Raw genomic sequence first — 18,457 nt, forward strand, 5'->3', positions numbered from 1 at the left:
TCCAGACAAGCACTGGCCGACTAGTTCTCCGACTCCCAGCCGATTTCAAAACGCGCGCCTCCGTGTCTCCCTTCGGCCAGTGAGATGCTCCAACCGTGTGCGTCGGCAACTTGCTCGACGATGCTGAGTCCGAACCCGGTTCCCTCGCTCGAGCTGCTGTGGCCGGCATCGAACACCGTTGTCTGATCGCCTGCTGGTATCCCTGGTCCGTCGTCTTCGACGTAGAATCCGTCCTCGGTCTGTCCAACTGAAACCGTCACGTCGCTACCAGCGTGTTCGATCGCGTTCGAAAACAGGTTTTCGAGGAGCTGTCTGAGCCGGGTCTCGTCCGCCTCGATCCCGCCCATCGTCTCGACGATCGCTAACGTGGCCTGCTCGTGGCCGTCTGCGGCGGTCTTCCAGGCGGTGTCTGCTGCCGCCGCGAGATCGACGGCCTCTGTCGTCTCGAGATCTTGTCCCGCCTGGGCGAACTGAAGCAGGTCCTCGATGAGACACTCCATCCACGCAAGCGCATCGTCGACCGCGTCGAGGTGCTCGTTATCACACTCGTCTCGCGCGAGCTCCAATCGCCCCTTGGCAAGTGTCAGCGGATTTTTGAGGTCGTGTGAGACGATGCTTGCGAACTCGTCCAATCGCTTGTTTTGCTGTTCGAGCGCCCGCTGGTGCTCCTCTCGATCCGTCACATCCTGTTGGAACCCGACCCAGCGTACGATCATCCCCTCTGCATCCTTGATTGGGGCGATGCTCACTCGATTCCAGAACTGCTCGCCGTTCCGGCGGTAGTTCCGAAGCTCCACTCCCGCCGGCTCGCCTGCATCGATCCCCTCGCGCAACTTGTTGACGGGAGCCGGCTCCGTCTGTTCTCCCTGGAGAAATCGACAGTTGCGTCCGAGTGACGCCTCGCGATCGTATCCCGTCAGCGCCTCGAACTCCTCGTTGATGTACACCATGGGGTTGTCCTCCCGCGAGGGATCACTCATTGTAATCCCGATTGGCGCTTCGTCCATCGCCTGCGTCTTGTACTCGAGGTCTCGTTCCCGCCGGCGTTCTTCCGTGCGGTCCCGAAGAATGCCGACGCTCCCCTCGAAGGACTCACCGTCGTACGGAAGCGCAGCCATATGATCTCGACACGGGATTGGCGTTCCCTCTCGCGGGTGAATCTCGATGTCGAACTGTTCGGTGGTGGTGCCGTCCTCCGAGAGGATCGACCCCAGCTTAGCCTCGGCTTTCTCGACCCCCTCTGGCGACTTCATCAGGCTCGGTGAACTCCCGAGAATAGTCTCTCTGTCGTAGCCAGTCAGCTCCGCAAACAGCTCGTTAACGAACTCAAAGCGTCCCGATTCGTCGATCACGTAGATCGGATAGCCGAGCGCTTTCAACACTGTTGCGTACCGCTTTGCGACCTCCTGGGTCTGACTCTCTTCGACCGCCTGTCCGACGCGGTTTGCGAGTCGTCGTTGCTGATCCGCCCCTCCCTTCTGAAAGTAGCCCGTGACACCTGCATTGAGCGCCTGGCTCGCAATCTCTTCGCTCCCTTTTCCGGTGTACAACACGAACGGAATCGTGACGTCGGCATCGCAGATTGCCTCGAAGAACTCGAGTCCGGTTTGTTCTGGCATGTCGTAGTCGCTGATGACGCAGTCGAACGATCCCTCGAGAAGACGGTCGAGCGCGGCTTCGGCGGACGTCTCGCTAACGACTGTCGGATTCGAAAGCTCCCGATTGAGGAATTCGGCCGTGAGCTCGAGCGTCGAGGGGTCATCGTCAACGTGTAACACTCTCGTCGAGCTGGCGACCGTATGCATACGATCGAATCGAACCCGCCTTGAATAAGCGTGTCGCCCAACGAGAGCGTTCGTCGCTCCCGAATTTCAGGGTTCGTGGTCGGTGGTCACCTCGTCCCCGTCGCCCTCGCTACCTTCGTCGTCGCTCGTCTGTAACTGGGCTTTCATAATGCGCGTGTTCTCGACATCGACGACGGTGATCTGGACATCGTCGTAGGAAATCTCTTCGCCTTCCTCGACGAGCCGGCCGGCGCGGTTGAAAATGAAGCCAGCGATCGTCTCGAACTCCTCGCCTTCCGGGAGTTCGATATCGAGTGCCTCGTTGACGTCCTCGATGTTGACCTCACCACGAACCAGCACCGTCTGATCGTCGACCGTCTCGATCGGCTCCTCCTCCCCGCCTTCCAAGATCTCGCCGACGATCTCTTCGATCAGGTCCTCCATCGTTACCAGCCCCTCTGTAGTGCCGAACTCGTCGATGACGATCGCCATGTGCATCCGGTTCTCACGCATCTCCGTGAGCAACTCGTCGACGTTCTTCGATTCGGGGACGTGCAGCGTCGGCTGGATGACATCCTCTAGACGGAGCTCGTCGGCGTCGGTCTCACCGTAGCTTCGGTCCCGGACAAGGTCCCTGATATGGACGATTCCGAGGACGTTGTCCAGACTCCCCTCGTAGACCGGGATCCGGGCGTGACTGCTTTGAATGCACGTTTCGATCGCCTCGTCGATGTCTGCATCCTTCGACACCGCGGTCATATCCAGACGCGGCGTCATCACCTCCTTGACGATCGTGTTGTTAAACCGGAAGATGCGTGTCAGCATCTCGTGTTCTTCCTCTTCTAAGACGCCCTCGCGCTCGCCGGACTCGATCATCTCCTGGATCTCGTCGCGGGTAACGTACGGTGATTCGATCGCCCCCGTCGAACCGGTGAGTTTGTTCACCTGTCGCGTGAGATAATCGAAGAGAACGATCAGCGGGAACAGCAGGTACTCCGTCGCCTTCAGCGGCTTCGAGATCCGAACCGCCCACGACTCGGTGTTCTCGACGGCGTAGGACTTGGGGACGCTCTCCCCGAACAGTAAGACGATGGCGGTGATCCCGAACGTCGCGAGTACGACACCAAGGAGCCCACCGAAGTGGATCGAGAGGACCGCCGTCGCGATCGAAGACATCGCGATGTTGACGATGTTGTTGCCGACGAGGATCGTCACGAGCAGCCGGTGGGGATCGTCTTTGAGCGTCTTTACTAGTGCGGCACCGTCGATCCCTTCCTCGACCATCCCCTCGAGGCGATGTTTGGGAAGATTGAACATCGCGATCTCCGACGACGAGAAGAAGCCAGAGAGCACGATGAGGACGGTAACCGCGAGCACACCCCCGACGGTGACTGTCGTCTGGTCGACGTCGATGCCGACGATCGGCACCTCGTAGGTAGCGAGGATGACCTCGAACAGCGGAGATATCGCCATTGATCGTCCCTTCGTTGTCACCGAGTTGATTAACCATTTGCCCTTTTTTGCCACCTCAGGCGGCCGGTCGGTCGCGTTCGTGGCGCATCCGAGCGCAACAACGTGACGATACGATTATCCGACCGCTGGCCGAACGGTCTCGTATGGCTGTGCTCACGTATCGCTTTCACGGCCGCTCTCTGTGCGGTGATCGACTGTGACTGGAGCCGAACTCGATCGCGCCGGACAGGCGATTCGAGACGGTGAACTCGTCGTCTACCCTACCGAGACGGTCTACGGGTTGGCCGCCGACGCGCTCGACCCGACGGCGGTCGACCGCGTCTTCGCGGCCAAAGACCGCGATCGGGCGCAACCGATCTCGGCTGCGTTTCCCTCGGTTCCCGCTGCCGTCGAACACGTTCGGGCGACCGACCGCGAACGACGGTTTATGGCCTCGTTTCTGCCGGGCCCGGTCACCGTCCTCTGTCGCGCTCGTGACTCCGTTCCCGACGTGCTGACGGCGGGCCGGGATCGGGTTGGCGTTCGCGTTCCGGATCAGCCCCTTGCGCTGGCGCTTTGCGAACGAGCCGGGACACCGATCACGTCGACCAGCGCAAACGTCAGCGGGAACCCGAGCGTGCGCACGGTCGCAGACCTAGATCCGGAGATCCGCGACTGCGCGTCCGTGATCGTTGACGGCGGTGAAACCGGGGGAACGGAGAGCACCGTCGTCGACGTCTCGTCGGAGGCGATCGTTCGGCGGGGTGAACTCGCCGACGAGATCGAACGGTGGCTCGCGGAGAACTGACGAGCGACCCTCGAGGCTGAGTACTATCGACCGCCGAGCAGTGAGCGCAGCGTTCGCGTCCGCACGCCACATTGGTCGCTGTGTGTGCAGGCCTCGCACTTCTCCCGAGTTGCGTCCCGAGGTGGCGGTCCATCCATCTGGCGTACCGTCCGGAGTACCGAGCGATACCGGGCTCGACGGCGCGTCGTCATCCGGACACGGCGGATCACTGCGTGAGCTGGATACTCGACCCACGCTGCGGTAACCGTCTCCTGTCGTTCCCAGGCGAGTGCCTTTGCTGTCGCCACCGCGTGGACCGACTGTGCGTCCCAGACACCCGACTCCGGTGGCGCACCGGGCGAAACGACGACTGGTTCGAGTGGCTCTTCGAGAACTTTGTGGATGATCCCACGAGCGTGGCGTCCGGTTGCGAGAACGTTGCGAGTTGACGGCGCCCGGATCTCTGCCCACCGGTTTTGACTCTCGAGGTCGCTGCGGAGGGATTCGAGACGCGCTCGATAGGTTTGTGGTCCGACCTCGATCGGTTCTGTCGCGAGGCTCGTCTCCGACGAATCGAGCAGATCAGGGTATCGAAACGCCAGATCGCGGACGCGTCCGACGCGTGGCGGCGGCTCGCGGTCGTTCTGTTGCCGGTCGTAGTAGCACGCTCTCGGACAGTACGCTGCCGATCGAAGATCGCTGAACGGAACGTGCGTGCGGGACACGCTTTCCCTGGCCCCGTCTTCGAATAAAAACCCTCAGAACGAGACGTCCGTCTCCATCCCGTCCGTCGCGTCGTCGAGGCCGTCCTTTCTGACGTCTGCAGCCATTCGCTTTGAGATGTCTGCGTCGGCGAGGATGCTGTCGAACTCGTCGCGGTAGCGATCGTTGGCCGCCCGGGACTCGTCTCTGGCTGTGGCGACGCGTCGGTAGCGTCTGATCGCCGCTTCGTCGACGTCGTACTCGTCTGCGAGCGCAGCGGCGTCTTCCTCGCGCTCACGGATCGCGACGAGGTCGACCTCGTCGGCATCGCGCTCGTCGATCAGGTGCAGTGCCATCCGGGCGTCGAAGACAGCCGACTCGTCCCGTTCTAGATCGGCCGCGATTTCCGCGTCACTCGCTCCCTCGTAGAAGCCAGTCGCGACCGTGGTGAGCGCGTCGTCGTCGAGGTCCGTCTCGAGGCCGTACCGGTCGCGCATTCGGGCGATGACTCCATGGACGCGGGTTTCGACGGTCTGTTCGTCCTTCTCGAGCGAACCCCGCGTATCCTCCTGGGACTCGGTGACGGTGTCGGCGCCGTCGGTGACGCTCGTGAAGATATCGCGGAGTTCCTCGGTTTTCTCGTTCATGGATGGACACTGGTGCCGGGACGGTATTTAAGCCTGTTGCCAGATAGCGTTGGGGGTGACCTCCGTACGACATTCGGAACGCTCACGGCGCCGGCCCACACGGCCTGCTGTGGATATATTTCTTCAATCAGGAGAACCCGCTGGCGTCTCGAATTCAGATCTGCTAACGGCACCAGACGGCCGTTCTGAACGCGCGCTGAGCCGCGTTTGCTGATAAAAGTTCACGACTTGTGAATTTTGTTTCTCATGGCGGAAAGACATCATCGCCGATTTAGGAAATCTTAATAGGATAACGTAGTAACTGTCCGGTGATGACTACGTCAAACCGAGACTGGTGGCCAAACCGGTTGAACGTTTCTCTCCTGGATCAGAACGTCCCCACGTCCGATCCGATGGACGAGGACTTTGACTACGCCGAGGCGTTCGAGAGCCTCGATTTCGATGAAGTAAAGGCGGACATCGAGGACGTCATGACGACGTCCCAGGACTGGTGGCCCGCCGACTACGGCCACTACGGACCGCTGTTTATCCGGATGGCGTGGCACAGCGCCGGCACGTACCGTACCAGCGACGGACGCGGTGGCGCCTCCGGCGGCCGACAGCGCTTTGCCCCCCTCAACAGCTGGCCGGACAACGCGAACCTCGACAAGGCGCGCCGACTTCTCTGGCCCGTCAAGCAAAAGTACGGCCGCAGTCTCTCGTGGGCCGACCTCATCGTCCTGGCCGGAAACGTCGCTCTCGAGTCGATGGGCTTCGAGACGTTCGGCTTCGCCGGCGGGCGCGAGGACGACTACAAACCAGATGAGGCCGTCGACTGGGGTCCCGAAAACGAGTGGGAGGGGTCCGATCGGTTCACCGAAGAGGGTGCACTCGAAGGAACGCTCGCCGCCACGGTCATGGGCCTCATTTACGTGAATCCCGAAGGTCCCGACGGCGAGCCGGATCCAGAGAAATCGGCAGAACGGATCCGCGAGTCGTTCGGCCTGATGGCAATGAACGACGAGGAGACGGCCGCGCTCATCGCTGGCGGACACACGTTTGGGAAGGTCCACGGTGCCGACGACCCTGACGAACACGTCGGCCCAGAGCCCGAAGCTGCCCCGATCGATCAGCAGGGGCTGGGCTGGGAGAGCGAGCACGGTTCCGGAAAGGGAGCCGACACGATCACCAGCGGGATCGAGGGTCCGTGGAACACGACGCCAACCCAGTGGGATACGAGCTACATCGACAACCTGCTCGACTACAACTGGTGGCCCGAGAAGGGGCCCGGCGGTGCCTGGCAGTGGACCACGCAGAACGGCGAACTCGACGAGGCCGCTCCGGGCGCCGAGGACCCGGCGGAGAAAGAGGACGTCATGATGCTGACGACGGACGTCGCACTCAAACGCGATCCCGACTACCGGGAGATCTTAGAGCGCTTCCAGGAGAACCCCAGGGCGTTCCAGCAGGCGTTCGCGAAGGCCTGGTACAAGCTGATCCACCGCGACATGGGCCCCTCGCAGCGCTTCCTCGGTCCCGAGGTTCCCGAGGAGGAGATGCTGTGGCAAGATCCCATCCCCGACGCCGACTACGAGCTGATCGGTGAGGAGGAGATCGACGAACTCAAAGAGGAGATCCTCGCCTCCGACCTCTCGATCTCCCAGCTCGTCAAGACCGCCTGGGCGGCCGCGTCGACCTACCGCGACAGCGACAAGCGCGGCGGCGCCAACGGCGCCCGCATCCGTCTCGAGCCCCAGAGGAGCTGGGAGGTCAACGAGCCCGACCAGCTCGAGTCAGTGCTGTCGACGTACGAGGCGATCCAGGAGGAGTTCAACGGGTCGCGCTCCGACGACGTCCGTGTCTCGCTCGCTGACCTGATCGTGCTGGGCGGCAACGCGGCCGTCGAGCAGGCAGCGGCCGAGGCTGGCCACGACGTCGAGGTGCCGTTCGAGCCCGGTCGTACCGACGCCTCGCAGGCACAGACTGACGTCGAATCTTTCGAGGCACTCAAGCCGGAGGCCGACGGCTTCCGCAACTACCTCTCTGACGAAGCCGACCGCTCCCAGGAGGAGCTACTCGTCGACAAGGCCGACTTACTCGACCTGACGCCACCCGAGATGACGGTGCTGGTCGGCGGCCTGCGCGCGCTGAACGTGACCTACCAAGACTCCGAACTCGGTGTCCTCACCGATCGACCGGAGACACTGACCAACGACTTCTTCGCAACTCTGCTCGATATGGACTACGAGTGGGAGGCTTCCGACAGCTCCCAGGACATCATGGGCTGGGAAGCGACCACGGATTCCGAAGAGGGCGAAGTCTTCGATATCCGCAACCGCGAGACGGGAGAGGTCGAGTGGACCGCAACCCGCGCGGACCTCATCTTCGGGTCGAACGCCCGGCTCCGTGCGATCGCGGACGTCTACGCGTCCGAGGACGCAGAAGAGAAGTTCGTCAGTGATTTCGTCGACACGTGGAGCAAGGTTATGCAGCTCGATCGCTTCGATCTCGAGTAACTCCGACAGCGCCCTTCCCGTCCGACGAACTGTTCGATCCGTTCTTTACCGGTACAAAACGGTTCGGTGAGCTATCCTTTGCCAGATACCGATGTTGCTACCGTTTCGGTTCGCTGATTGCGCCGTTTATCACTCTGATTCGCCGCGACGTTCGTTTGCCCGTTCTTTGACGTCATCGAAGAGGGTGCCGGCATCGACCCGTGTTTCGCCAGCGATCGCACCGATTAGACCGCCGATCGCGCCGCCGGTGCTAGCGGCGTTTCGACTCACGAGCCCACCGACGGCGGCACCGACTGCCGCCCCGATCGCTGCGTACCGCGCACGACTTACCATTCGACGTATTCGAGTTCCCATACATCTCTCTACGTGATTGACACGGATAACTTATTCTCTTTTTTTGATCCTGTGCCGGAACGACCTCTTCCGTTGGGTATCGTCCGGTGGCTCCTCTGGGAGTGGCTGGATCCACTTGTCTCGACTGCCGCTGGCCGAACGGCTATCCGTTTGGACGCGAAACCCTCCGGCGATGGCTGCCGTACTCTTCGACATGGACGGCGTGATCGTCGACTCGGAAGACTACTGGGTCACTTATCAACGTGAGGAGATTTTACCCCGCGCCGTCCCGGACCGCGATGTCGACGTCGCCGAGATTTCCGGGCGAAGCTACCGCGATATCTACTCGTATCTCGATGAAACGTACGGCGTCGAGATGTCTCTGGAGACGTTCGTCGACGTCTTCGAGGAGACCGCTCGCGAAATCTACGGCGAGCACGTCACGTTGCTCGATGGACTTCCTGCATTGCTCGATGAACTGCAGGCGGCTGACGTCCCCGTTGCGCTGGTTTCCTCCTCGCCCCACGACTGGATCGACGTCGTCCTCGACCGGTTCGATCTCCGACACCAGTTCGATGAGGTGGTTAGCGGCGACGAGTTTGACGGTCCCGGAAAACCGGCCCCGGACGTCTTCGAACACGCGGCCGGCCGGATTGGTGTTCCACCCGCTGACTGCATCACCGTCGAGGACTCCGAGCACGGCGTCCGGTCGGCTGCCGACGCCGGCACGACCGTCGTCGCCTACCGGATCGACGCCCACGATGGAGTCGACCTCTCGGCGGCGGACGTGGTTGTCGACACGCCCCAGAAACTCCGAGAATCGGTACTCGAGCACGCTGCGTGAGGATTGGGTCCGATATTTGCTCTACGAGCCAGCCGTTCGCCTCAGCTTTCCCTCCGAAGGTGGCGGTCCTCCGGTTACTGCTCGGGAAAGACGGCGATCTCTCCTCGATTCGTCACCCGAACTCGGTAGTCGGCGTACGAGAACATCACTGCTACCGAATCCTCCTCACCAGATCGTTCGGACGGCGTACAGAGCGTGTTCAGCGCGTCACAGTCTACGATCTCGTGTAGCGGCGACATCTCGGTCGCCTCTGCGTTTGCGGCGGCGGCCACCGTTTGAACGACGGCGACGACCGGTGACTCCGCCTCTCGGCCGACGTGCCGACGTTCAATGGGTGACTCTTCAGTATCCATATCTCTAGTACGATCTCATCGAAGGAAACGGCTGCAGTTCATATGGGAACCGTTTTTAGAACCTCACTCCGATCGATCCGTCTTGCTCGCTTGCATCAGCGCCGACTCGACGAGGTTTCGCGTGGCGCGACGGAGACGATTCGACACGGCTCGCGAGGAAATATCGAACTGCGTAGCCAGATCTTGCTGTGTCACCTCGCGCGGTTCTGCGAAGTAGCCGTCCTCGTAGGCCGTAACGAGCGTCTCCCGTTGGTCCGGCGTCAGCGGCCGATTTCGCTCGATTTCCTCCGAGAACTCGTAGATGCGCTCCAGTTCGACCGGAATCGCCTGGTCGGTGAAGATCCGCTGGAAGGTCGCCAGTCGATCCCTGTTTGCCGCACGAATCTGGAACCACCAGCCGTTTTCGTCCGCCGTCGCGTCCATAATCGTCGGCTGGAGCGTTTTAATCGCGTTGACGATCTCTGCCTGGGGCGTCCACTTCGCCTCGAACAGCGCACCCTCCTCTCGGGTGGCGAGGATACGAATCTCTGCAATCTCTGGCTCTTCGTCGGCTGCTGTGGTGATCTCTTCCGGCGGGCAGCCGAACGCCCAGAAGAACGGCATGGCGGTGCCGTTGGCTGGGACGATCCGTTCGAGTTCGATTTGTGTGTCGGACTCGGCTTCGAGAACCGACTCGAAGGGGAGCGCATTGGCGGGGACCGTAAACTCCGCGATGATCGCCATACGTCCACTATGCGTTGCGCTCACAATAGCTATTTTCCCGTATTTACCCACGCATCACTCCGGTAGTGCTTACTCGACGCGAACCGTCCGGCGCTCTTCCCGGGGGACCAGCGGCTCCTCGGGAAACGCCACGCTCACGGTGAACGTCAGCTCTGCTTCGTCGGCACCGAAGACGCCGACCGGAACCGTCTCCGTGTCCCGGAGGTAGGTGGTCGTCTTCGTCATCTCGACGCCGTTTACCGTCACGCGGACGCCGGCTCGCGCCGGCTCCCCGACGTTTCGAACCGTCACCTCGTGGACGGCGCTCTCGCCCGTCGCTACCGTCTCGGGGAACGATCCCCACTCGACGACCGCGCTGGGAAGTGACTGGGCGTCCTCGCGGACGCGCTCGGCGACGCCTTCCGAGAGCCCCGCCGCGACGAGGCCGTCGACGTCGGCCTCGACGAGCTCTCTGGGCGTCGAGAGCCCGGCCGACGAGAGCTTACTCGCCCGTCCGGGACCGACGCCATCGACGGCGGTCAGCCCGACGGCATCCTCGGCGACGCCGTTCTCGATCCGCGCCTCGAGCCGGCGTGCGAGGTTCGCCTCGTGGGGGCCGACGAACCGGTCGAGGAAGGCACGAAGCGCCGAGAGCAGCCGCGTCGCGTTTCGCTTGATAACCCAGGCGTCGCTGCCGAGCTCCGAGGGGAGCGAGCCGTCCGCGGCCCCGCGCAAGATTGCAAGCACCTTGCGCTGTCCGGCCTCGAGATCCTCAGTTTCCGTGCCGACCAGCACCGCGCTGATAGCGTCTCGCTCGGCCTGTCTGGCAGAGACGGAGTCGAACTCGCCGGCGGTCGCGATCGCTCGGAGGATCGCGTCGGTCTCGAGTTCCTCGTCGGTCGCCTCTACTCGATCGCAGAGGGCCGCAAAGCCAGCCGCGGTCTCGAGGCGCAGGTAGTACTTCGAGGCGAGCACCCCGCGGGGGGTCGCCTCGATTGAGAGATCCTCGCCGGTCTCGACGAAGCCGCGCTCGACCAGTCCCTCGAGGCAGTCCCGCACACGCTCGCGAAGGTTCGGAAAGTCGTACGCCTCGGGTTTGGACTGCCCGCGCACGTAGTAGAAAGTCGTCTCGAGCCAGTCCATCACGTCCTCGAGATCGGTGATCGTCCCCATCGCAATCTCCGCGTTGAGATGCGTCGCCAGACTCTCGGCGAGGCGCGACTCGATCTCCTTGCCATCCCGCAGCAGGCGACGGTACTTGTCGGCCTCTGTACCGTCACAGACCACCCAGCCGTAGCCGACATCGTCGTAGCCTGGTCGGCCGGCCCGGCCGAGCATCTGGAGGACGTCTAAGGGGCTCATGTCGACCTCGCCCTCGAGGGGGTCATGGAGTTTCGTATCGCGGATCACGACGCAGCGTGCGGGGAGGTTCACGCCCCAGGCCAGCGTCGACGTCGAGAACAGCAACTCGATGGCGCCCTGCTTGAACCACTTCTCGACGAAGTCCCGGTCGCCCTTCGAGAGCCCTGCGTGGTGGAAGGCGACCCCGTCGGTGACCGACTTGCGAAGCGTTGCGTTCTCTACCTCCTCTTTCTCGTCGTGGAAGTCGTAGTCGTGAAAGTCTGCGCGGGCCGTCATCGGCACGTCGCGCTCTGCGATCTCGTCTCTTGCCTTCTTGGCCGCCTGGACCGTGTCCTGGCGCGAGGCGACGAAGACCAGCGCCTGGCCGTCCTCGCGGAGGTGAGGCTCGGCGAGGTCGATCGCCCGGTAGAGGCGGCGATACTTGTCCGCAAAGGAGTTCTCGCCGTGCGTGTAGGTCTTGACGCCTGCGTTCAGGTCGACCGGCCGGTACTCGTCGCCGAACTCGAAGGTCGTCTCCGTGTCGGCATCGAGCCACGCCGCCACGTCGGAGACGTTGGGCATGGTCGCCGACAGCGCGACGACCCGCGGCTCACAGAGTCGGCGCAGCCGCGAGATCGTCACCTCCAGCACCGATCCCCGTCGGTCGGCGTCTAACAGGTGGACCTCGTCGATGACGCAGACGTCGATCTCGGTCACGAAGTCGTACCGTCTCGTGTCGTGCTTTCGGGTCGCCGAGTCCAGCTTTTCGGGCGTCATCACGAGAATGTCCGCGCGTCGCGCGCGCCGAGGGTTCAGATCGCGCTCGCCGGTCACGACGTACACCGAATATCCTAACTCCTCGAAGCGGTCCCAGTCGGCTTCCTTCTCGTTGGTCAGCGCCCGCAGCGGCGCGATAAACAGCGCCGTCCCGCCGTCGGCCAAGGCCTTACAGATCGCGAGTTCGGCGAGCGCGGTCTTTCCCGACGCGGTCGGCGCGCTCGCGACGACGTTCCCCTCACGCTCGATCAGCGCGGGCAGCGCCTCGCGTTGCATCCGGTTGAACTCCTCGAACGCGAACGCGTCGGCGAACTCGGGTAGAACCTCGGCGACCTCCATCAGGTGGATGCGAGAAGCGGTCGGTGAAAGGCGTTTCCTTCGCGGTTCGTCGGGGCTACGGCGCCCGGATCACGGCCACGAGCACCGCGCCCGCAGTGGCGAACACGAGTGGGTAGAGCACGCCCCCCAGAAAGACTGCGGGGACGAGTTCTGGCGCCATCGACCCACTCATGTTGAACCCAAAGAACGAACTCTCGCCGCTCGCCTCGGCGACGACAGCACCGATTCCCAGCACGACGGCGTAGCCGACGGCGATCGGTGCGCCCGCGATCACGCCCTCCCCGAGGTCGCGAGCGTCGAGCTGATAGGCCGCAATCGCCCCGATACCGATCAAGACGAGCGGCGGGACGACGTACAGGAGTTCGGCGCTGGTACTCCCGGATTCGGCGATGAGGTCGACGGAGTCCGTTCCACTGATGCCGCCCAGCTGACCGCTGACCTCGAGGTCGACCATGTGGGCGTTGTAGTAGTACCAGGCGACCCCCATCCACTCTGGTATATCACTCCCTAATTCGCGGGCCTCGTCGGCGACCGCGACGTACGCCACGAGATATCCGATTGCGGCGGCGAGCACGCCGAGACCGCCACTCGCCGCGATACTCGCGCCACGCGATGGGGTTCGGTCCGCAGATACTGTCGTCTGTTTGGACATCGTGCCAATGGGAGATTGACGGCTCCACAATAGTTCTTCCGACTGGCCGATTAGATGACTGGGCCACCCTCGAGTTGCTGGTTCAGAACGCTGTTGGCATCCTGTGGCCGTGGAATCCGTTCGAGGGTCAGCTCCGGATCTCCCGATCCGGCAGTGAACACGGTGAGCTCGCCGTAGCCGAGGAGTCGACCGATCGCACCCTGTTGCAGGCTCGTGTTTTGGATGCGATCGAGGCGAAACTGCGTGACGTTGCGCGAGACGATACCTTTCTCCTTGTACAGCTCGTCGTCAGTGATCACGTACCGCGTGTTCGTCCAGACGAGATACCGCGTCAGCGTCATCACGAGCCCCACTAGCACCACACCCATTCCGATCGTCAGGAAGACGCCCCCGTCGGTCGAACTCCAGCCGACGATGAGCAGCCCGAGTAACACGAGCCCGAGCCCGATTGGGAGCCAGGCCCCCATCGTCACCGGGTGGGGACGACTCTCCCAGACGACGTTCGTGCGGTCGGTGGCGTGATTCGGTTCCGTGGGGGGACTCATCGGTGGCCGGCTACTCCGTTCGTCCCCGTAAAACTATCCCGAGAATGGGGTCGTTAACGCGTTGATACCTCGTTCACTCTGCAACCGCCGTGGTGCTGTCTGTTGTCACTCTCGGCGATATATTGCACATACGTCGCCTGAATGCCCGATAACTTCTTTTCTTGTGGGAATTCCAACCCGGTCCTTCTGGTCGGGGTGTGTACCTTCACCTGTACTATGCCGAACTCGACTCGGGTTACCGAACTGGAGCGTCGAACCGTCCTTGCGACGGCGGGTGCGGGTCTTCTCGGTACCGTCGCCGGCTGTCTCTCTTCGATCTCCGGCGACGGTGCCGACGACGATGATTTGAATGGCGATGGCGCTGACGACGGGGAGTCCTCTTCGAACGGAGACGACGCCCCACTCACTGACTACGCCTACACCGAACCGCCCCAGATCGTTGACCTGGCCGAGCAGGGGTACGCGTCCACGCTTCGGACCGTCCCGGCTCGCCACGAACTCGTCTCGGCCGACGCGCAGGGCGGACCACTGGAGCTCCCCGAAGTGTGGGCGTGGCAGGCCGACGATCTGGCACCGTCTGTTCCCGGCCCCATCTACCGGATGGAGGAAGGCGAGACGTTCGAACTCACCTACGACAACTCGGAGCACGACAGACCCCACACCGTACACGTACACGCAGTCGGGAAGACCTGGAAGGACGATGGTGCACCTGTTACCACGCGCGAGCACGTGGGCGCGGGCGAAACGCACACATACGAACTCCACGGTGACGTTCCTGGAACCCACGTCTATCACTGCCATTACCAGACGCACAACCACCTCGACATGGGGATGTACGGCATCCTCCGCGTTGACCCCGAAGAGTACGAGCCGCCAGATCGGGAGTACTTCTTTACGCTGCGCGACTGGGACACCCGCCTCCACGACCGCGAGGCCGGTGGCGACGCCGAGTACAACCCAACTGAACGGTCCTCGAACGCCTACACACTAAACGGCCGCAGCGCTCCGACAACGTTCCACCCCGAGGATGGCACGCCGTTGGTCGTCTCTGCGGGAGACACTGTCCACCTCCACATTTCGAACAACGGCTACGAGTCTCACCCGTTCCACGTTCATGGCCACCGATTCACTGTCATCGAGAAAGACGGCAGTCCCGTTCCCGAAGCGGCCCAACACGACGAGGACGTCGTCAACATCGGGCCGGCAGAGCGCTACACCCTCGCGTTCGAAGCCGACTCGGATCCGGGAATCTATCCCGCACACTGTCACAAAGTCCACCACGTCACGAACGAGGGACGCTACCCCGGTGGGATGGCAACCGCAATCGTTTACGAAGGTGCGATGGAGACAGACGAGTTCGCAGAGATTATGGACGACGCGGGATACGACGGGTAGAACGGTTCCGTTGGGCCTATTCTACCGTTTGCCACCGCTGAGTCACAGCGAGAACGTGACAGCCTTGAGAAAATCAACCGAACAGGGCGACTGACGGCCCACGAGACTCCCTCTGCGAACTGCGTGAACGATCAGAGTCGGTCCCGACCTCTCTCCTCACCAGCGGACCACCTGTGATCTCACGTCTCCTTTCGTACTTCCGACCACAGCTCTGCGAGCCGTTCGTCGGCCGTCCGGGCGGGACGTTCGATTTTGACCGAGAGTGTTCGGTCGTCTTCCAAGACGAGCGTAATCTCTTCGAACGCGACCGAGTACTTGCTGGCGTGGTGTCCATCCCGTCTGATTTCGGTAGACTCCTCTAGCAGGGTTGCACCGGTGAGAACCTCGAGTTTCCGGTACAGCGTCGACTGCGGAATATCACAGCGATCGGTTAACTCGGACGCTGTCTGTGGCTCGTCTAGCCGGCGGATGATCTCTCGACAGTCGGGATCGTCGAGTGCTGCGCAGATCTCTTCGGCCGGCGGTGTCCGCTCCGAAGTGATCGGGTTCCGCACCATTCGCTCGGTTCTAGTCACGCCCTCGGTTTATCGCCATCGGTGCGCTACCGAACACCACTCTGGCGATCGAGGACAATAGATTCTTGCGCGAGCACGCCCGAGTGCAAAGCGCGCGGGTCTCATTCGACCGAACTGTGTCTGCAAGGACGGAATGACCGGTTGACCTCCGCCCGCGCGATATCACATCTTCTGTAGCGGTGCACCCAGACGGATAGCTCTCTTTTTATACTGTCATCGAACTGATTGGGTGGTGTAAAACCGTGCCATGGTAGCGGGATACGATACGTCTCTGGTTCGACGGCCTTATATACTAACCCTCTCCTCGTAACTAATGCGAACGACGTGGCGCACGCCGCCACGTTCCCTCCGGCCGTTTCCCGGCACGGAGGTTGACACGTATCCGGCTCGAACATGCGTCGGTGATCCGACGAGGTTAAGTGTTCGAGCCCATTCGGATTCGGACGCGACCGTGGCGAGTTACTCTCGCTCCCGAAACGATCCCCTTATATACTTGGGGACGTTCGGTTGAGGTACGCGAAATTCGGTGCCGGTGATCGATTCCGGCCCCGATCTGGATCCGATGCCCTTATATGTATAGGGGCGCTCGGATACAAATGCAAACGACGCGTGATTGATGGGGCGTTCAACCCGCTCCATCATCTCGGGCGAGGTTCAAAGGGGTTAAGTACCCCGGAGAACGTACGAATACGTCCGAAGGAAATGAGGATTCCACCCCTGCGGTCCGCCGTCAAGATGGGATCTGATGTTAGCCTTGGTAGTTCGGTGACGCCTGATCGGTTACACGATCTGGTCACCGAACACGGACCACGTTATGTGTGAGTGTGTACCTACATTCACCGCCAAATATCCTCCTGGCCTTGGGCCAGGAGTAGTATAGCATTCCGGTTGATCCTGCCGGAGGTCATTGCTATTGGAGTCCGATTTAGCCATGCTAGTCGTACGAGTTCAGACTCGTGGCGAATAGCTCAGTAACACGTGGCCAAACTACCCTGTTGAGCACGATAACCTCGGGAAACTGAGGCTAATAGTGCATACGGCTCGATGCCTGGAAGTGGCTCGAGCTCGAAACGCTACGGCGCGACAGGATGTGGCTGCGGCCGATTAGGTAGACGGTGGGGTAACGGCCCACCGTGCCGATAATCGGTACGGGTTGTGAGAGCAAGAGCCCGGAGACGGAATCTGAGACAAGATTCCGGGCCCTACGGGGCGCAGCAGGCGCGAAACCTTTACACTGCACGACAGTGCGATAAGGGGACTCCAAGTGCGAGGGCATATCGTCCTCGCTTTTCACTACCGTAAGGTGGTAGTAGAATAAGTGCTGGGCAAGACCGGTGCCAGCCGCCGCGGTAATACCGGCAGCACGAGTGATGACCGCTATTATTGGGCCTAAAGCGTCCGTAGCTGGCCGATCAAGTCCGTCGGGAAATCTGCGCGCCTAACGCGCAGGCGTCCGGTGGAAACTGTTCGGCTTGGGACCGGAAGACTCGAGGGGTACGTCTGGGGTAGGAGTGAAATCCCGTAATCCTGGACGGACCACCGGTGGCGAAAGCGCCTCGAGAGGACGGATCCGACGGTGAGGGACGAAAGCTTGGGTCACGAACCGGATTAGATACCCGGGTAGTCCAAGCTGTAAACGATGTCTGCTAGGTGTGGCACTGGCTACGAGCCAGTGCTGTGCCGTAGGGAAGCCGTGAAGCAGACCGCCTGGGAAGTACGTCCGCAAGGATGAAACTTAAAGGAATTGGCGGGGGAGCACTACAACCGGAGGAGCCTGCGGTTTAATTGGACTCAACGCCGGACATCTCACCAGCACCGACAGTAGCCGTGAAGATCAGTGTGATGAGCTTATTGGAGCTACTGAGAGGAGGTGCATGGCCGCCGTCAGCTCGTACCGTGAGGCGTCCTGTTAAGTCAGGCAACGAGCGAGACCCGCACTCCTAATTGCCAGCAACACCCTTGTGGTGGTTGGGTACATTAGGAGGACTGCCAGTGCCAAACTGGAGGAAGGAACGGGCAACGGTAGGTCAGTATGCCCCGAATGTGCTGGGCTACACGCGGGCTACAATGGTCGAGACAGTGGGATGCTACGCCGAAAGGCGACGCTAATCTCCGAAACTCGATCGTAGTTCGGATTGCGGGTTGAAACTCACCCGCATGAAGCTGGATTCGGTAGTAATCGCGCCTCAGAAGGGCGCGGTGAATACGTCCCTGCTCCTTGCACACACCGCCCGTCAAAGCACCCGAGTGAGGTCCGGATGAGGCCCCTGTAAGGGGGTCGAATCTGGGCTTCGCAAGGGGGCTTAAGTCGTAACAAGGTAGCCGTAGGGGAATCTGCGGCTGGATCACCTCCACAGAACGGGACCAGGACGATGTCCTGGCCCACCACAACGTGGCGCTTTGCGCCACACTGTCCGTGTTCGAACGACCACCGTGTCGGCCGACCGGGCACCTTTGAACTACCAAGGCTAACGAATTGGTCCCCGAGAGGGGATGGGCCCATAGCTCAGTGGTAGAGTGCCTCCTTTGCAAGGAGGATGCCCTGGGTTCGAATCCCAGTGGGTCCATCACTCGGGTGACGATCGTGAACCGTGTCCCTTAAGTGGGAGACGGCGCTACGATCTAATCCGAACGAAACCGATGCACCACTCCGCGCAAGTGTGGGTGGGAAGGGTTAATGCAGGCCGGCCGTCTACCGGCGTGCAGATGAAACCGTGTGTAAGTGTAGTCCAGG

General features: G+C 61.8%; 15 protein-coding genes, 1 tRNA gene and 1 rRNA gene. 6 read left to right on the forward strand and 11 right to left on the reverse strand.

What is annotated here, in order from left to right; all coding sequences use genetic code 11:
- Window positions 1–20: 20 nt before the first annotated feature.
- Window positions 21–1,805, reverse strand: a complete 1,785-nt coding sequence (locus tag OB905_13560; protein ID MCU4926997.1) for a PAS domain-containing protein — start codon at window positions 1,803–1,805, stop codon at window positions 21–23.
- A gap of 66 nt (window positions 1,806–1,871) precedes the next feature.
- Entirely contained in the window at window positions 1,872–3,257 is a 1,386-nt protein-coding gene (locus OB905_13565; protein ID MCU4926998.1) for a hemolysin family protein, read from the reverse strand.
- 196 nt (window positions 3,258–3,453) lie between these two features.
- Between OB905_13565 and OB905_13570 the strand changes: the two genes are divergently transcribed.
- The gene (locus OB905_13570; GenBank protein ID MCU4926999.1) at window positions 3,454–4,044 is read left to right on the forward strand and encodes an L-threonylcarbamoyladenylate synthase; all 591 of its coding nucleotides are present in this window, start codon (window positions 3,454–3,456) and stop codon (window positions 4,042–4,044) included.
- Window positions 4,045–4,067: 23 nt separating this feature from the next.
- On the opposite strand, the gene OB905_13575 is transcribed toward OB905_13570, so the two are convergent.
- Window positions 4,068–4,748: a hypothetical protein gene (locus OB905_13575; protein MCU4927000.1), complete on the reverse strand. Its 681-nt coding sequence runs from the start codon at window positions 4,746–4,748 to the stop codon at window positions 4,068–4,070.
- A 33-nt stretch (window positions 4,749–4,781) separates the two neighbouring features.
- Window positions 4,782–5,372 (reverse strand): conditioned medium-induced protein 4, encoded by a 591-nt coding sequence (locus OB905_13580; protein MCU4927001.1) that lies wholly within the window; start codon window positions 5,370–5,372, stop codon window positions 4,782–4,784.
- Between the two features lie 311 nt (window positions 5,373–5,683).
- Between OB905_13580 and katG the strand changes: the two genes are divergently transcribed.
- Window positions 5,684–7,867: a catalase/peroxidase HPI gene (gene katG / locus OB905_13585; protein ID MCU4927002.1), complete on the forward strand. Its 2,184-nt coding sequence runs from the start codon at window positions 5,684–5,686 to the stop codon at window positions 7,865–7,867.
- Between the two features lie 129 nt (window positions 7,868–7,996).
- On the opposite strand, the gene OB905_13590 is transcribed toward katG, so the two are convergent.
- Window positions 7,997–8,221: a glycine zipper 2TM domain-containing protein gene (locus OB905_13590; protein MCU4927003.1), complete on the reverse strand. Its 225-nt coding sequence runs from the start codon at window positions 8,219–8,221 to the stop codon at window positions 7,997–7,999.
- 172 nt (window positions 8,222–8,393) lie between these two features.
- Between OB905_13590 and OB905_13595 the strand changes: the two genes are divergently transcribed.
- Window positions 8,394–9,044 (forward strand): HAD family phosphatase, encoded by a 651-nt coding sequence (locus OB905_13595; GenBank protein MCU4927004.1) that lies wholly within the window; start codon window positions 8,394–8,396, stop codon window positions 9,042–9,044.
- A gap of 74 nt (window positions 9,045–9,118) precedes the next feature.
- On the opposite strand, the gene OB905_13600 is transcribed toward OB905_13595, so the two are convergent.
- The 5 genes from OB905_13600 to OB905_13620 form a co-directional block, all read right to left on the reverse strand.
- On the reverse strand, window positions 9,119–9,397 hold the full coding sequence (locus OB905_13600; GenBank protein MCU4927005.1) for a hypothetical protein: 279 nt from the start codon (window positions 9,395–9,397) through the stop codon (window positions 9,119–9,121).
- 63 nt (window positions 9,398–9,460) lie between these two features.
- Window positions 9,461–10,120 carry a helix-turn-helix domain-containing protein gene (locus tag OB905_13605; GenBank protein MCU4927006.1) on the reverse strand — a complete coding sequence of 220 codons (660 nt, stop codon included), beginning with the start codon at window positions 10,118–10,120 and terminating at the stop codon, window positions 9,461–9,463.
- 69 nt (window positions 10,121–10,189) lie between these two features.
- Window positions 10,190–12,556 (reverse strand): DEAD/DEAH box helicase, encoded by a 2,367-nt coding sequence (locus tag OB905_13610; protein MCU4927007.1) that lies wholly within the window; start codon window positions 12,554–12,556, stop codon window positions 10,190–10,192.
- Window positions 12,557–12,611: 55 nt separating this feature from the next.
- Window positions 12,612–13,208: a hypothetical protein gene (locus OB905_13615; protein ID MCU4927008.1), complete on the reverse strand. Its 597-nt coding sequence runs from the start codon at window positions 13,206–13,208 to the stop codon at window positions 12,612–12,614.
- 50 nt (window positions 13,209–13,258) lie between these two features.
- Entirely contained in the window at window positions 13,259–13,753 is a 495-nt protein-coding gene (locus OB905_13620; protein ID MCU4927009.1) for a PH domain-containing protein, read from the reverse strand.
- Between the two features lie 216 nt (window positions 13,754–13,969).
- On the opposite strand from OB905_13620, the gene OB905_13625 reads away from it, so the two are divergent.
- The gene (locus tag OB905_13625) at window positions 13,970–15,148 is read left to right on the forward strand and encodes a multicopper oxidase domain-containing protein (protein MCU4927010.1); all 1,179 of its coding nucleotides are present in this window, start codon (window positions 13,970–13,972) and stop codon (window positions 15,146–15,148) included.
- Window positions 15,149–15,327: 179 nt separating this feature from the next.
- Here OB905_13625 and OB905_13630 read toward each other — a convergent pair whose 3' ends face one another.
- Window positions 15,328–15,705: a helix-turn-helix domain-containing protein gene (locus tag OB905_13630; protein ID MCU4927011.1), complete on the reverse strand. Its 378-nt coding sequence runs from the start codon at window positions 15,703–15,705 to the stop codon at window positions 15,328–15,330.
- Between the two features lie 899 nt (window positions 15,706–16,604).
- Between OB905_13630 and OB905_13635 the strand changes: the two genes are divergently transcribed.
- Together OB905_13635 and OB905_13640 are read left to right on the forward strand one after the other, a co-directional pair.
- Window positions 16,605–18,077: ribosomal RNA gene (locus tag OB905_13635) — 16S ribosomal RNA — on the forward strand.
- 141 nt (window positions 18,078–18,218) lie between these two features.
- Window positions 18,219–18,290: transfer RNA gene (locus OB905_13640), tRNA-Ala, on the forward strand.
- Window positions 18,291–18,457: the final 167 nt, after the last annotated feature.

The sequence above is a fragment of the Halobacteria archaeon AArc-dxtr1 genome, from assembly GCA_025517425.1.
Lineage (GTDB): Archaea > Halobacteriota > Halobacteria > Halobacteriales > Natrialbaceae > Halostagnicola.

Excerpts from the sequence above, each read along its gene's own strand:
- OB905_13595 (MCU4927004.1), top strand. The coding sequence starts at position 8,394 with ATGGCTGCCGTACTCTTCGACATGGACGGCGTGATCGTCGACTCGGAA.
- OB905_13620 (MCU4927009.1), bottom strand. The coding sequence starts at position 13,753 with ATGAGTCCCCCCACGGAACCGAATCACGCCACCGACCGCACGAACGTC.
- OB905_13615 (MCU4927008.1), bottom strand. The coding sequence starts at position 13,208 with ATGTCCAAACAGACGACAGTATCTGCGGACCGAACCCCATCGCGTGGC.
- OB905_13610 (MCU4927007.1), bottom strand. The coding sequence starts at position 12,556 with ATGGAGGTCGCCGAGGTTCTACCCGAGTTCGCCGACGCGTTCGCGTTC.
- OB905_13600 (MCU4927005.1), bottom strand. The coding sequence starts at position 9,397 with ATGGATACTGAAGAGTCACCCATTGAACGTCGGCACGTCGGCCGAGAG.
- OB905_13625 (MCU4927010.1), top strand. The coding sequence starts at position 13,970 with ATGCCGAACTCGACTCGGGTTACCGAACTGGAGCGTCGAACCGTCCTT.
- katG (MCU4927002.1), top strand. The coding sequence starts at position 5,684 with ATGACTACGTCAAACCGAGACTGGTGGCCAAACCGGTTGAACGTTTCT.
- OB905_13590 (MCU4927003.1), bottom strand. The coding sequence starts at position 8,221 with ATGGGAACTCGAATACGTCGAATGGTAAGTCGTGCGCGGTACGCAGCG.
- OB905_13565 (MCU4926998.1), bottom strand. The coding sequence starts at position 3,257 with ATGGCGATATCTCCGCTGTTCGAGGTCATCCTCGCTACCTACGAGGTG.
- OB905_13630 (MCU4927011.1), bottom strand. The coding sequence starts at position 15,705 with ATGGTGCGGAACCCGATCACTTCGGAGCGGACACCGCCGGCCGAAGAG.
- OB905_13605 (MCU4927006.1), bottom strand. The coding sequence starts at position 10,120 with ATGGCGATCATCGCGGAGTTTACGGTCCCCGCCAATGCGCTCCCCTTC.
- OB905_13580 (MCU4927001.1), bottom strand. The coding sequence starts at position 5,372 with ATGAACGAGAAAACCGAGGAACTCCGCGATATCTTCACGAGCGTCACC.
- OB905_13560 (MCU4926997.1), bottom strand. The coding sequence starts at position 1,805 with ATGCATACGGTCGCCAGCTCGACGAGAGTGTTACACGTTGACGATGAC.